This window comes from Bacteroidota bacterium (assembly GCA_016722375.1).
GTDB lineage: Bacteria > Bacteroidota > Bacteroidia > Chitinophagales > LD1 > Bog-950.
Genome location: JADKJG010000008.1, coordinates 150,692 through 165,403 on the forward strand (window position 1 = coordinate 150,692; position 14,712 = coordinate 165,403).

The 14,712-nt window shown below is 42.2% G+C and carries 10 protein-coding genes; 7 read left to right on the forward strand and 3 right to left on the reverse strand.

Features of this window, described 5'->3' with window-relative positions:
* Positions 1-186 precede the first annotated feature (186 nt).
* From IPP77_12890 to IPP77_12910, 5 genes are read left to right on the forward strand one after another with little or no spacing between them, the layout of a single operon-like run.
* The gene (locus tag IPP77_12890; GenBank protein MBL0310525.1) at positions 187-4,581 is read left to right on the forward strand and encodes a T9SS type A sorting domain-containing protein; all 4,395 of its coding nucleotides are present in this window, start codon (positions 187-189) and stop codon (positions 4,579-4,581) included.
* A complete protein-coding gene (locus tag IPP77_12895; GenBank protein ID MBL0310526.1) occupies positions 4,578-6,101 on the forward strand; it encodes a T9SS type A sorting domain-containing protein in 1,524 nt (507 codons plus the stop codon). Before IPP77_12890 ends, IPP77_12895 begins: the two co-directional genes overlap by 4 nt.
* Complete coding sequence (locus IPP77_12900) at positions 6,098-6,487, forward strand: hypothetical protein (protein ID MBL0310527.1); 390 nt, start codon at positions 6,098-6,100, stop codon at positions 6,485-6,487. The genes IPP77_12895 and IPP77_12900 overlap by 4 nt, the downstream gene beginning before the upstream one ends.
* Positions 6,462-6,977 carry a hypothetical protein gene (locus tag IPP77_12905; protein ID MBL0310528.1) on the forward strand — a complete coding sequence of 172 codons (516 nt, stop codon included), beginning with the start codon at positions 6,462-6,464 and terminating at the stop codon, positions 6,975-6,977. Before IPP77_12900 ends, IPP77_12905 begins: the two co-directional genes overlap by 26 nt.
* Before the next feature lie 8 nt (positions 6,978-6,985).
* Complete coding sequence (locus IPP77_12910; protein MBL0310529.1) at positions 6,986-7,612, forward strand: T9SS type A sorting domain-containing protein; 627 nt, start codon at positions 6,986-6,988, stop codon at positions 7,610-7,612.
* Positions 7,613-7,835: 223 nt separating this feature from the next.
* On the opposite strand, the gene IPP77_12915 is transcribed toward IPP77_12910, so the two are convergent.
* Positions 7,836-8,597 (reverse strand): MBL fold metallo-hydrolase, encoded by a 762-nt coding sequence (locus tag IPP77_12915; GenBank protein MBL0310530.1) that lies wholly within the window; start codon positions 8,595-8,597, stop codon positions 7,836-7,838.
* Between the two features lie 63 nt (positions 8,598-8,660).
* Positions 8,661-8,954 (reverse strand): hypothetical protein, encoded by a 294-nt coding sequence (locus IPP77_12920; protein ID MBL0310531.1) that lies wholly within the window; start codon positions 8,952-8,954, stop codon positions 8,661-8,663.
* Between the two features lie 85 nt (positions 8,955-9,039).
* Here IPP77_12920 and IPP77_12925 point away from each other — a divergent pair, with 85 nt between their 5' ends.
* Entirely contained in the window at positions 9,040-9,438 is a 399-nt protein-coding gene (locus IPP77_12925; GenBank protein MBL0310532.1) for a hypothetical protein, read from the forward strand.
* Positions 9,417-9,860, forward strand: a complete 444-nt coding sequence (locus tag IPP77_12930; protein ID MBL0310533.1) for a hypothetical protein — start codon at positions 9,417-9,419, stop codon at positions 9,858-9,860. The genes IPP77_12925 and IPP77_12930 overlap by 22 nt, the downstream gene beginning before the upstream one ends.
* Positions 9,861-10,463: 603 nt before the next feature.
* On the opposite strand, the gene rpoB is transcribed toward IPP77_12930, so the two are convergent.
* Positions 10,464-14,276 carry a DNA-directed RNA polymerase subunit beta gene (gene rpoB, locus IPP77_12935; GenBank protein MBL0310534.1) on the reverse strand — a complete coding sequence of 1,271 codons (3,813 nt, stop codon included), beginning with the start codon at positions 14,274-14,276 and terminating at the stop codon, positions 10,464-10,466.
* Positions 14,277-14,712 lie beyond the last annotated feature (436 nt).

Sequence of the window (14,712 nt, forward strand, 5' to 3'; positions counted from 1 at the left end):
GTCAGACAAAAATTATAGTCAGTTTTTTTTCATCTTTTTTTGAATCAAAATTCAAAAATTTTTATACTTTACAGCCATAATCCAAGTTTAAAGATAAAGCAGTGATAGCTGAAAAACTGAAACAAGAGTAAGCACCCGGAAGCCGAAAAGGGAATAGAGTAGGCAACCCACTTAAATTATTCCATCATGAAAAAGTATTTACAAAAACTCCATGTTGTTAATTACGTTAGGTATTGTTGGATTTTTCTGTTTGTGTTAGGGTTATGGCCAAATGCAGGGCGAAGTCAGATGAATTATTGGGTTCTTCCGCCTAATGTGGTAAACTTTACCGGTGGAAGTCCGTCAGCATCCTCTATTCCGGGGGCTACTTCTACTCAATATGTTGCTGCTAATGGTGCATATGACAATAACGGAAATTTGCTTTTTTATGTAAAAGCGGAACAAACGGATATGAAGTTATTTAGTAGCACAGGTAGCTTGGTTGGGTCGCTGAACGCCCTACCATATACCTGCAACGTACCCAATTCTACATCAGACAGACCTAATAGGGAAATAACTATTATTCCTCGTTTTGGTTATTGTAACCAACATTATGTGATTTGGTCTGCCGCAAATGTTAATTTGGCAGGAACATCATTGGGATATGCGATTATCAATACTTCCGGAGCCACTTCGATTGTACAGCAATCTACCATGATCAAATGCACCGGAGATAATTATGGCTCCTTAGCGGTTAGTAAACTTATTTCGGGGACGAGGTACTTATTGTTTCTGAGTCAGGGTTCTTTGTTTAGATTTACTATCACCGGAGGTGGTTTTACCAACGAAACGCTAATTGCTAATAGTGGCACTATTCCCACTTTAAACGCCGTAAGTGATGAACTTGAAATATCTCCGGATCAAAATTCTATTTCCTGGGTAAAAACCCAGACCGGTGACGTATATGTGGCAAGCGTTAACCTTGCTACACCATCTATTAGTAATGTCAGAACCTATACTAGCGCTGCTGTGGCGCAGGGAATCGAATTTGACAACACATCTTCCAGAATATTTTCTTCCTGTTCAATCGGTCTTTATTATCGAGACATAAGTCTTGGCAGTGGCGCTATGACATCTATTGCTTCCAGTTCAAGCTATAATAAAACGCAATTAGAAATGGGTAAAAACAACCTGATCTATGCAGTTAATTCTTCCGGCTCGTTAGGGGCAATTACCACAAGCGGTACCCCAAGTGTGGCTGGGGCTGGTTTAGGAATTACTCTGTACAGCAACAGCGGCCATGCTATTACCTATCCAATTAACGATCCGAGTTATACGCTACCCGACCAGATTGATGGTGAAAATTATAACTGGTTTTTCACTACACCCTCTGTCACTATTACGCAAAACGGGATTCTTTGTGCAGGAAGCACCACCACTTTAACAGCAAACCCTGCCCCTTCCGGCATACCAGTGACATATAATTGGAGTACAGGAGCCACCACCCAGGTAGCAACTATTAGCGTAGGCGGTACGCATACGGTAACGGTTACTGACCAAAACGGGTGCAGCGCTTCGGCAAACATTTCTGTAACTCAGCAGCCCAAGCCAATCATCGCGGCGCTGACAAGTGAGGAAACTAATAGATGTACTCAGCAAGGTAATATATTGCTATCCGCAGTTCCCGGAGCAGGTAATCAGGCAACCTTTCAAAGCTATCTTTGGGCTTCAAGCCCCATAACCTCTGTAAATGGTGCGATCACTCAGAGTGTAAATGCACCACCCCATACACAATCTACTATTTATACTGTTACCGTAACCAGCAACTTTAATTGTACCGCCTCACAAACTGTCACTATCAACTGGCTACAAAACTGTTGTAATGGCACAACAGTAACGAAACCTGTTTCCTGCGGAGGGGGTACGGTCAATTTAACTTATTACAATGTCAACCTCTCCAAAATTTATCAGGATATTTGTGGTACGGGGAATGTGCTGGACCTTAACACCATCGCTGGTACTGATAAAAAAATCGCCATAAACGGTAACCTGACTGTGGATGGAACCTATACTATCAAAAACTGCACTTATACTTCTACCGTCTTTAATAACTCCGGGGGCATCCGGTTTGCCTCAAATTCCAGCCTTATTATACCAACAGGAAGTTCTCTGACTATTGACAACTGCTACTTGCTTGCATGCTCCAACAACATGTGGAATGGAATCAGGGTGGCTATAAACGCTACCCTGATTACGCAAAACAATACCGTAATAGCCGATGCACTTGCCGGAGTGAGCGGTTTGGTTACTGGCGGGCTTTTTGGACTTGGAACAGTCACGCTTCAACCTACCACGAAATTTTATCGGAACAGAGTTGGCTTTGACATCTCTTTCGGTGCGGCGACCCGCCACCGGGTAAATGGCTGTGAGTTTAAATATGACGCAGCCAATGCGCTGATGAACTTTATGTTAGCTCCGGATAATGGTAAGCGACCTTCGGTCGGGGTGGGGGTTTATAACAGCAGCGGCAGCTACTGGCAAATTCCTGACGTGATTTTTGGCACGGCAAATACTTTTGATGGCATCAACTGCGGAATCTATGCCTCGGAAAGTAATGTCAGGGTTAATGCCAACACTTTTAACAACATCCGTAATTACAATAATGTTACATATGGCGGAAGAGCCATTCATTGTAACAGCGCCTTTTTATCATTGTATGGAAACAGTGTTTGGGTGCAGACGAATTCCGACCTCGGTGCGTCGGCATTTAATAACTGCGATTATGGTGTTTATGTAAACTTTGCTAATGCGGTTGTTCAAAATAATAAAATGGCTTCGATTAAAAACGGTATTTACGCCAGCAACTGCCCATTTCACAATCTGGATTTCAACTATAATAATATTGGTCTGAATGGTAGTCCTGCAGATTTCGGAATTACTTTTAATAATGTGCTTGGAGCCGCCGGAATACCAAAGGCCGTAAGTAACACGATCTACCTAAACGAACCTTACATGGACCCCAATACTTTTTTGTTTGTAATTCCTGCCGGAATTGTGCATACAGAAAGCAGTAATGCTGTGGTAAATTGTAACGGCGGAACCCGCGACTGCCGTCCGCTAATTGAACTAAACAATATTTATAATGGAGTCTATGGAGTTTATGTAAACAATGCTTATGGCACCCGCATTACCAACAATAATATTAACCTTACTAACGCCGTAGTCACCTCTCAAACCAAGGCTTGCATCTACCTCAGTGGGGCCAATATGCCGCTGGTAACAGTCAATACACTGACTGGAAATGGAAACGTTTATGATGAAAATCCTTTAGTATTTTCATCCCACCAAAGAAGAACCGGCATCCGGCTGAGCAACAGCACCGCCGAAATATGCAATAACACCATGAACTCTATTGGCTATGGCGCAGAATTTATTGCCGGCTGCAACGGTACCCAGTTTAAGCGAAACATCCTGGGTGCCAGCAGGTACGGAGTGGTGCTCAAAAATAACGGAGCAACCGGTGGAATTATAGGACAACAGGGCGCTGCAAATCTCACCCATGGCAACAACTTTACCGGACCTTTTAATAATACTCCTTCTGCCTTCCGTACTTACTGCTTTAACTCAGATGGCTCGCAATCTCCATTTAGAGTGATTTCGCCAATTGCCAGCCAGCAACCCGAACCAAATGGTGCTACATCTGGATATAACCCCATTATAAAATTACAATCATCTACTTCTACAGCTTGGTCTTGCAGTGTTCAATGGAAAAGTTTAAGGATCAACCAGGGTGACTTATACAGCAAGGATATCGCAGAAGGTAAAGCAGATGAATATATGGAGTTGGGATTTGAGGAAAGCGGAAGCTGGCTGACGGAGCGGGATCTATTCAATCGTTTGGATGAAGATCATTCTCTGCTGCAAAGTAAGGATTTGTATCAGGAGTTTTATGCTGCCAAATCCGAACAAAGCATTGGCCAGATTAAGGCGTATGACATGGCTGTTTATCAATTGACCAATCCTGCTCTCGTGAAAGACAGTCTTTCTTTTGAAGCACATTGGGAAGAGGCTGTATCGAAAAATAATGCCATCGCCGCCAGCATCCAGCCGGAACAAAACCGGAAAACGGTAAACGATATTTACCTGCATACGGTAGCCCGCGGCATCACTTCGTTTTCGGCCGAACAAGAGGAAATATTATTCCGCTTAGCGTCACAATGTCCTTATTCCGATGGTGATGCTGTTTATATGGCCCGTTCTCTTTACAATATAGTCAATCACTCAGCGTTATTTGACGACGACAAAATTTGCAACGCAACAGCAACCTATAAAATGGAGCAGGCAAAGAAATCAACGCAAAGCGAATTGTCAATCAGGGTAAGCCCCAATCCTGCCAGTGACAAGGTAGATATTGTAATAAAAGGCAGCAAGGAGGATTTGAGGATGATGGTCTATAATAATCTCGGTGAAATCGTAGGGAATGCTGTTGTCAATCACTATGTCGAGTTTGATGTGAGCAATTTTACCAATGGAGTTTATCAGGTTTGTTTTATCTCTCCTAATGGAACAGTTTCTTCAAGCCGCTTAGTTGTTGCAAAATGAGACGGGTATTAGTAGCTGCATGGCTAAATCTTTGTTTAGCCATGCAACTTTTTTCTCAGGACTATGGCATTCAATGGGTGCAAGGCGATGTACCAGTATCTATCATGGACTTTAGAAACGATACCGTTCAATTCCATTTTATTACCGACTCCCCCAATGTTGCTATGTTTATCGGAACTGCCAACATTTGCAATAAGCAAGGTGAGTTTTTGTTCTTCACCAATGGTATCTATGTAAGAGATAGATATGGCAATATGATGCCCAACGGTGATTCACTATGTTATAGCGAACAATGGTACACTGCTTTTAATAACGTTTACCAAACCATTTATCCCAACGGTTTACCGAGTGCGCAAAGTGTAATGATTTTACCCAAGCCCGGAAATGACAATCTATATTACATCTTTCATTACTTAACCACGGATACTTCTTACTTATTAAAAAATATGGTGCAGACCGCTCCATTGGTTCTCTACTATAGCTTGGTGGGTATGAATGAAAACTTTGGATTGGGTGCCGTGATTGAAAAAAATGTCCGCCTCCCTATTTATCAGCCCATGTGTTCCTCTCGTATGACCGCTGTAAAGCATGGCAATGGAAGGGACTGGTGGTTAGTACGCCACGGAGACCGTGATAACACTTATATTAAGTTTCTGATTACTCCTAATGAGATAGATGGCCCTTATTTTCAAAAAATCGGTCCTTCCTATAATCGTGATAATCTTGCAATAGATTATTACGGGGCTTCTGTATTTTCTTTGGCCGGTGATAAAATGGCTTCTTCCAATTTTTGGGGGCCAATAGTCGTATTGGATTTTGACCGCTGCAATGGTGAGTTCAGCAATCCTATAACCATCAACAACATGTTGGAAGATACTACCTGGTATGGTGCTGCATATACAACTTTGAGCCCCAATGGCAGATTTTTATATGCCAATAATGTCTATGGACTGAATCAATATGACTTGTGGTCTTCTAATATTAATGATTCGGTTCGGCTATATACAAGAGACTCAACCGACCCCTATTGGCTGAGCGCGATGCAATTAGCCCCTAATGGCAAAATCTATATCGCTAAATGGAACGGGGGTTCTTACGCTCTACACGTCATCAACAAACCGGATGAATATGGGTGGGCTTGTGATTTTGAGTTCAATGGGCAACAATGTATAACAGCTAACACGGTAAATCTTCCTAATATGGTTAATTACAAACTGGGTACTTTAGTAGGTAGCGCTTGTGATACCATTATCAATAGTGTTAGTGGTTTGTCTGGCGATAAATTCAAAGTAAGCATCAGTCCAAACCCTGCCAGCGACAAGGTAGATATTGTAATAAAAGGCAGCAAGGAGGATTTGAGGATGATGGTCTATAATAATCTCGGTGAAATCGTAGGGAATGCTGTTGTCAATCACTATGTCGAGTTTGATGTGAGCAATTTTACCAATGGAGTTTATCAGGTTTGTTTTATCTCTCCTAATGGAACAGTTTCTTCAAGCCGCTTAGTTGTTGCAAAATGAGACGGGTATTAGTAGCTGCATGGCTAAATCTTTGTTTATCCATGCAGCTTTTTTCTCAGGATTATGGGGTGCAATGGATACAGGGAGATGTTCCCGTATCCATTATGGATTTCAGGGATGATACAATCAAGTTCCATCACGTAAATGATACAATTGGTATGTTTATCGGCACAGCTAATATTTGTGATCGACAAGGTAACTTTTTGTTTTTTACCAATGGTATCTATGTAAGAGATAGATATGGCAATATGATGCTTAACGGAGATTCTCTTTGCTATAGCGACCAGTGGTACACGGCTTTTAATAATGTTTATCAAACAGTTTATCAGGTCGGTCTGCCAAGCCATCAAAGTGTGATGATTGTACCAAAACCAAGGAAGTGGTAATCTTTATTACATTTTTCATTACCTCACCGCAGACACCTCTTATTTGAAATTAAACAGGGTAAATACAGCGCCTTTGGTGCTTTACTACAGTTTAGTGGACATGAATGAAAATTTTGGATTAGGTGCTGTAGTTAAAAAAAATGTACGGCTACCAATTTATCAGCCTATGTGTTCATCTCGAATGACCGCCGTAAAGCATGGAAATGGGAGAGATTGGTGGCTGATACGGCATGGAGACAGCGATAATAAGTATATCAAATTTTTGATTACACCAGATAGTATTGCAGGTCCATACTATCAAAGTATTGGGCCTGCTTACAACTACAACGGTGATGTGTTTGACTTCTACGGCACCTCGGTTTTTAATCAGACAGGAGATAAAATGGCCAGCAGTTGTCAATTGGGACCTACTGTTGTTTTAGATTTTTACCGATGTAGCGGTGAGTTCAATAATCCCATTTTTTTTTTAACAATCATCCCGATACTTTAGCAGGAGCAATGGGTTTAGCATTTAGTCCCAATGGAAGGTTTCTTTACGCTTCTGATAAAATCAGCTTAAATCAATATGATCTCCATAGCATAACCGGCCATGATTCGGTGCGTTTATATACCATTGACAGTAGTGATGACTACGCGATCAGATTGCTGCAATTAGCCCCTAATGAAAAAATTTATCTATCAACCTGGCATGGAGGAGCATTTGCGCTCCATGTGATTAATAAACCCAATGAATTGGGAATAGGTTGTGATTTTCAATTTAATGATCAGCAATGTATTTCTGGGAACACCAATAATCTGCCTAATATGGTGAATTACAAGTTGGGGGGGTTAATGGGCAGCGGTTGTGATACCATTATCAATAGTGTCAGTGATTTACAGGGCGATAGATTCAAAGTAAGCATCAGTCCAAACCCCGCCAGCGACAAGGTAGATATTGTAATAAAAGGCAGCAAGGAGGATTTGAGGATGATGGTCTATAATAATCTCGGTGAAATCGTAGGGAATGCTGTTGTCAATCACTATGTCGAGTTTGATGTGAGCAATTTTACCAATGGAGTTTATCAGGTTTGTTTTATCTCTCCTAATGGAACAGTTTCTTCAAGCCGCTTAGTTGTTGCAAGGTAGTTTGGGTGGTATTCTGATAAATAGGCATTCGTATGAAAACGTATTTGCTCTTAAGTTGAAAAGTGTAATTTAGATAGTAGTACAATTGATTTATTTTTGATTTTGCCTTCAGGCTTCTAGCTTATTTCCAAATTATCTGTATATCTGCTTAAACGAACAATCAAGAAAGTCACTGACCATTGACACATAGAATAGAAGTGTATAATGCGTTTTAATTATAGGTCTAAGCACAAATCTTCAATCCATCATAGGCAATTTTTACCTGCGGCGGTAATTGCTTTTCCATTTCTTCATACAAACCAAACTGATGGCTCATGTGTACCAGATACGTTTGCTCTGGGTTTACATCTTCAATCACTTCCATTGCCTCGCTAACAGATAAATGCGAATAGTGAGGCTCCGAACGAAGTGCATTGAGTACCAACAATTTCGAGCCTCTAATTTTATTTCTTTCCTCCTTGGATATGGTCTTGGCATCGGTGATATAAGTGAAGTCGCCAAACCGAAAGCCAAGCACGGGCATGGTGGCGTGCATCACTTCAATAGGAAGAATTTTTAAGTGCTGAATTTGAAATTCTGAATTCTGAATTCTAATAAAATTCATCTTTGGCAAGTACGGATAGCTGGTCTCTGTGAAGGCATAAGAATATTGTTTCTTGATACCTAACTCTGTAGGAAAGTCACAATAAAAATCAAGCGCCTTTCCACTCAAAAAATTCAGAGAGCGGATGTCGTCAATGCCGCCGGTATGGTCTTTGTGTTGATGCGTCATAATGACCGCATCCAGATGATCCACCTTTTCGCGGAGCATTTGCTGACGAAAGTCGGGGCCGCAGTCTATAGTGAGCGTCAGGTCTTTATCGCGAAGGAGTATGGAAGACCGCAGTCGCTTATCGCGAGGGTCGGTGGACTGACAGACCCGGCAAGCACAGCCAATCAGCGGAACGCCGCCAGAAGTACCTGTACCGAGAAAAGTAATTTCCATACCTAGATAGTAAGAGAATGAAAATAGGAATTCCGTTTAATGGAGCAAACGGATGACGGCGATTTATCCAGAAATTTTAAACAGGGTTTCTTTCTCCATCTTGATTTGCTGGAGCAATTCCTGACTTTCGCTCGAAAGATTCTCCAATTCCAAATCTTCAATCGTAGAAAGTATTTCAATCATAGAGTTGATTTTCCCCTCTGGTTCGTGAAAGCGGTTGATGACCACTACCCTCCTTTTTTCTAAAATACAGAAGCCGTTCTGAAAATTTCCACGCTCGTAGCGCACCGTGTAGCCGCCCTCTTTGAAAACTTCTTCCAGTTTCTTTAACATCGTAACATTATATTTGAAGCCCATCTGGTGGTGTATTTATTGATGATTGAATCGCTGGTATTGTTTACTCTTATTAAGGAACGAAAATATTTCTCTGAAATTTTGTAGCATGATGAAGAAACTAACATTGTGGATATTCTTTGCACCGGTTGTCCTTTTTGCTCAAACCGGTATCAGCAAAGACGGGGTTATTACTCTTGATTTCAATAAAAAGAAGACGGCCAGCGACACGGTTCAGAAAAAACAATCGAACCAACAACAAGATTATCTGAAACCTGCTAAACAGAAAAAGCAGGATGATCTGCCTCAATACGATGAAGAAGAAGAAGCTCCCGATTTCAAGAAAGATGGTTTGTTTAAGGCTTTGTTTCATGCAGGCATCAACGGCTGTCAGGTGGACGGTGACGGTTATAGCGGCTTTAAATATATGGGCTTTGACGGTGGGGTAGGAGCCATGATCAGGTTCCACAAACTTTTTCGGCCAGTATGGAGATCAACTATACCATGAAGGGTTCGCGACAGACCTACCTTCCGCACGCCAGCGACAGTTCGCAGTATAAGTTCAATATTCAGTGGGACTATATCGAAGTGCCCATCTCCATCAGCGTGCATGATAAGAAGTTAGTGATGTTCAGCCTCGGCATCGCTCCGGCATTTATGATACGCTATAAACAGCGCAGCGAAAACGGTCAAAACGAAACTGATAACCCGCCGAGCGGGCAACCCAGCCGCTTCGATTTGTCGGTTTTCGGTATGTTGAACTTCGTGATTCAAAAGCATTATGCACTAGGCATCAAGTATGGATATTCTACTATCCCTATTCGCAGTTCTTCCGGCTATGGTTTCAGCAAGATTCGCGGTCAATACAATAATGTGTTAACCCTGCGATTCACCTATATCATGGATTCGGTGAAGAAAAAGAAGAAATAGCGAAATCGGATTTAGTCCAGATGGACAATGCCGTTAAGTTAAGGATTTCGACCGCGACGCGGTCGTATATTCATATAGAACTTTCTATTTTTAAGGCTCATCCTAATAAGTAGTTGAGCCTAATCTCCCCGCAGCTATTATCATGGCTAAAGCCATTTAGCACAAGCCGGATACTCACCACGCTGAAGTATGGTGTTATAATTTCACCATTTATGGCGGAGCGTTTAGTGCAAAACTGGCTTGGCTTTAGCCAAGAAATAATCATGTTTTGAACACGTTTACAGCTTACCCTTATCTTCATAATAGACTATTGTTTTTCGAATGGATAGTTCAAAAAATCAATAGAGGGTTTATTTTAAAGCTATGAGGGTCCAATTTGATATTGAGAGGGCCCAATTCAACATCAAGAGGGTCCATTTTGACATCAAGAGGGTCCATTTTGATACAGAGAGGGTCCAATTTGACATCATGAGGGTCCGATTTGGAGCTATCAGGGTCCATTTTGAGTTTATTTTACGCTATCAAAGTATCCAATTGATGATTTGGGCAAAAAAAAGGCGCTGAAGATTTCTCTCAGCGCCTTTTGAATTTGTTATCGTTGAATTATTCGAACTTCAGGTCAAGAGCCAAGCCACGAAGTTCATGCATCAATACGTTGAATGATTCCGGTACACCAGCATCTGGCTGATTATCCCCCTTCACAATTGCTTCGTAAGTTTTCGCCCGGCCAATGATGTCATCTGATTTAACTGTGAGCAATTCTTGCAACACATTTGATGCGCCATAAGCCTCGACAGCCCAAACTTCCATTTCTCCAAAACGCTGACCTCCAAACTGGGCTTTACCACCGAGAGGCTGTTGGGTAATAAGAGAGTAAGGTCCGATAGAACGAGCGTGCATTTTATCATCCACCATGTGAATCAGTTTCAGCATGTAGATAATGCCCACCGTAGTTTTCTGGTGGAAACGCTCACCGGTTTCGCCATCATAAAGATAGGTAGATCCAAACTCAGGAAGTTTAGCCTTTTCTACATAGCTGGCGATTTCTTCTAAGGAAGCCCCATCAAAAATAGGTGTGGCAAATGTGACACCCAGTTTCTGACCGGCCCAAGCCAATACAGTTTCATAAATCTGACCGAGGTTCATACGCGAAGGTACACCCAGCGGATTCAGAACGATATCAACCGTAGTGCCATCTTCTAGGAAAGGCATGTCTTCGGCACGAACAATTCTGGCAACGATGCCCTTGTTTCCGTGACGACCTGCCATTTTATCACCTACTTTCAGCTTGCGCTTTTTAGCGATATACACCTTGGCTAATTTCAACACACCAGAAGGAAGCTCATCACCGATAGAGATATTAAACTTCTCGCGTTTAAATCTTCCGGTTTCTTCATTCACCCGCATGTTGTAGTTATGCAACATGGTTTTAATCAATCGGTTGTTATCATCTTCCTTGGTCCAGTTGTTTCCATCAACTACTGCATAATCCAGATCAGTCAATAATTTGGCGGTGAACTTTGTTCCCTTGCTGACCAACTCTTCCCGGTAAACGGACTGAATGCCCATAGCCACCTTTCCACTAAGTACCGTCATCAGTTTATCAACTAATAGACCTTTCACTTCAGACATTCTCTTGGCGTAATCCTTGTCTAATTTCTCCAACAAGGTCTTTTCTTTAGCCTTAGAAGTTTTATCCTTCTTTGCTCTGCCGAAAAGCTGCTTATTAATCACCGTTCCTTCTACACTAGGTGGAACTTTCAAGGAAGCATCTTTCACATCACCGGCCTTATCGCCGAAGATAGCACGAAGCAATTTCTCCTCTGGTGTAGGATCTGTTTCTCCCTTTGGAGTAATTTTTCCTATCAAAATATCTCCTTCAGAAACTCTGGCACCTACGCGAATGATACCGTTATCGTCCAAGTCTTTGGTAGCCTCTTCGGAAACGTTTGGAATGTCTGCCGTTAATTCTTCTTCTCCCAGCTTCGTATCGCGCACTTCCATTTCAAATTCTTCGATATGGATGGACGTGAACACGTCATCACGAACTACTCTTTCTGAAATAACAATAGCATCCTCAAAGTTATAACCCTTCCAAGGCATGAAAGCCACCTTTAGGTTAGCTCCCAAAGCCAATTCGCCGGATTGAGTGGCAAATCCTTCGCAAAGGATTTCACCCTTTTTTACCCTTTGACCTTTCTTGACAATTGGTTTCAGGTTAACGCAGGTACTTTGGTTGGTTTTGCGGAATTTAGGAAGGTTATAAGTCACCTTATCATCGCGGAACGAAACGAGCTTTTCTTCTTCGTTACGGTCATATTTCACGATGATTTGCATTGCATCTACATATTCTACAACGCCGTCTCTTTCAGCATTCAAAAGATTACGTGAATCTACAGCCACCTTTCCTTCTAAGCCGGTGCCTACAATAGGCGCCTGCGGACGAAGAAGCGGCACGGCTTGACGTTGCATATTTGAACCCATCAACGCACGGTTCGCGTCATCGTGTTCCAAGAACGGAATCAATGAGGCAGAAACGCCTACGATCTGGTTCGGGGCTACGTCCATGAACTGAACTTCCTCCGGTCCGAGAATCGGGAAGTCACCCTGAAAACGAGATTTAATTTTATCTGTTAGGAACTTTCCTTTATCATCTAAGGTAACATTGCTCTGTGCAATCTTCACCAAATCCTCTTCTTCAGCAGTTAGGAACTGAACCTTGCCCTTTAAATTTACCTTGCCTTCATCCACCTTGCGATAAGGTGTTTCGATAAAGCCCATGCGGTTTACCTTGGCGTGAACACAAAGAGTAGAAATCAATCCGATATTCGGTCCTTCCGGTGTTTCGATGGTGCAAAGACGACCATAGTGAGAGTAGTGTACGTCACGAACCTCAAAGCCTGCACGCTCTCTCGAAAGACCACCAGGTCCGAGTGCCGATACACGGCGCTTGTTGGTGATTTCTGCCAGCGGATTGGTTTGATCTAAAAACTGAGAAAGCTGAGAGGTTCCGAAGAATGAATTGATAACAGAAGAAAGAGTTCTTGCGTTAATCAAATCCACCGGGGTAAATACCTCATTGTCACGAACGTTCATCCGCTCGCGAATCGTTCTTGCCATACGAGCCAGACCAACGCCAAACTGTGAGTGCAATTGCTCGCCCACCGTTCTTACTCTTCTGTTGCTCAAATGGTCAATATCATCAATTTCCGCCTTCTGGTTCGAAAGATTCACCAGATATTTAACGATGGCGATGATGTCGGTTTTCGTCAATACCCGGGTATCCATGTGAATATCCAGTTTCAACTTCTTGTTAATTTTATAACGGCCTACTTCACCCAGATCATAACGCTTGTCCGAGAAGAATAGCTTCTCGATAATGCCACGAGCTGTTTCCTCATCAGGTGGTTCAGAGCCGCGCAATTGCTTATAAATATGGTTCAAAGCCTCAATTTCTGAGTTGGAAGTATCCTTGTTCAGTGTATTGAAGATAATCGAGTAATCAGCGCCTTGAATGTCTTTGTGAACAAAGATACTCTGAGTGCCTGATTCAAGAATCTGGTTGATATTGTCGGTGTCAATAATTGTATCACGCTCCAACAACACTTCATTCCGTTCGATAGATACTACTTCGCCGGTATCCTCATCCACGAAATCTTCCATCCAGCTCTTCAGAACTCGAGCAGCCAACTTGCGGCCAATAGACTTAGCTGCATTCTTCTTATTCACTTCAATTTCGTCGGCCAATTCAAATAAGGTCAAAATGTCCTTATCTGAATCATAACCTACGGCACGCAACAACATAGTAACCGGGAATTTCTTCTTACGGTCAATATAGGCGTACATTACATTATTAATATCGGTGGCAAACTCCATCCAGGCTCCCTTGAAAGGAATAACACGGGCGGAGTAAATTCTTGTTCCATTCGGGTGATAGGATTGTCCGAAAAATACACCTGGGCTTCTGTGTAATTGCGATACAATCACTCGCTCAGCGCCGTTGATGATAAAGGTTCCTTTCGGAGTCATGTAAGGAATGTTTCCAAGAAACACATCCTGCACAATAGTTTTGAAATCAATGTGCTCGGGATCGTTACAAGAAAGTTTGAGTTTCGCCTTCAAAGGCACACAATAGGTCAAACCTCTTTCGATACACTCGTCAATCGTGTATCGGGGAGGGTCAACGAAATAATCTATGAATTCAAGAACGAAAATGTTCCGTGTATCGGTAATTGGAAAATTTTCCCGGAAAACGTTGTGTAACCCTTCAAATTTACGGTTTTCAGCGGTGGTCTCCAACTGAATAAACTTCATAAAGGTTTCCAACTGGATGTCCAGCAGGTCGGGTTGTTCATCGGGCAGTTTGATTTTCCCGAAGTTGATTCTGCCAGCGCTTTTTTTGAGGATTTCAGCCATAACGTTAATGCTTGATTAAGTTTCTAAATTTCCAAAAAACAAATAGAACTTCTACCGGCTTTCACTCTTGAAAAAGAGCCCGAAATCCGACAAAAATCAAATTCTACTTAATATATTTTGGAACCGGTTTTGCAAAACGGACGGCAAATATAGACGACTGGACTATATTTCCAAACATTTTATGAAAATATTATAACCTGCTTCCTAGTCCCTCCCTCCTCGGGTTCCTTTGGCTGGAGCCTAGGCTTAATGGATTCTTTTACCCCTTGCTTCACTCGCGCTGAACAACTCTCCACCTCCGGCGGAGCCGTAGTTGTGGGGTTGGCGTTTCAATATAATAAACTCCATTCGGTAGGTTGCTCAAGTCCAACTTCTTAGTGCAATGAACTGCTAGGAGGATTTTCTTGCTTACTTAAAACCATCCGGAAGGCAAGCC

Bases quoted from the DNA above. Each gene is read 5' to 3' on its own strand.
- IPP77_12890 (MBL0310525.1), top strand. From the start codon at position 187: ATGAAAAAGTATTTACAAAAACTCCATGTTGTTAATTACGTTAGGTAT.
- IPP77_12895 (MBL0310526.1), top strand. From the start codon at position 4,578: ATGAGACGGGTATTAGTAGCTGCATGGCTAAATCTTTGTTTAGCCATG.
- IPP77_12900 (MBL0310527.1), top strand. From the start codon at position 6,098: ATGAGACGGGTATTAGTAGCTGCATGGCTAAATCTTTGTTTATCCATG.
- IPP77_12910 (MBL0310529.1), top strand. From the start codon at position 6,986: ATGGGTTTAGCATTTAGTCCCAATGGAAGGTTTCTTTACGCTTCTGAT.
- IPP77_12915 (MBL0310530.1), bottom strand. From the start codon at position 8,597: ATGGAAATTACTTTTCTCGGTACAGGTACTTCTGGCGGCGTTCCGCTG.
- IPP77_12920 (MBL0310531.1), bottom strand. From the start codon at position 8,954: ATGGGCTTCAAATATAATGTTACGATGTTAAAGAAACTGGAAGAAGTT.
- IPP77_12925 (MBL0310532.1), top strand. From the start codon at position 9,040: ATGATGAAGAAACTAACATTGTGGATATTCTTTGCACCGGTTGTCCTT.
- IPP77_12930 (MBL0310533.1), top strand. From the start codon at position 9,417: ATGGAGATCAACTATACCATGAAGGGTTCGCGACAGACCTACCTTCCG.
- rpoB (MBL0310534.1), bottom strand. From the start codon at position 14,276: ATGGCTGAAATCCTCAAAAAAAGCGCTGGCAGAATCAACTTCGGGAAA.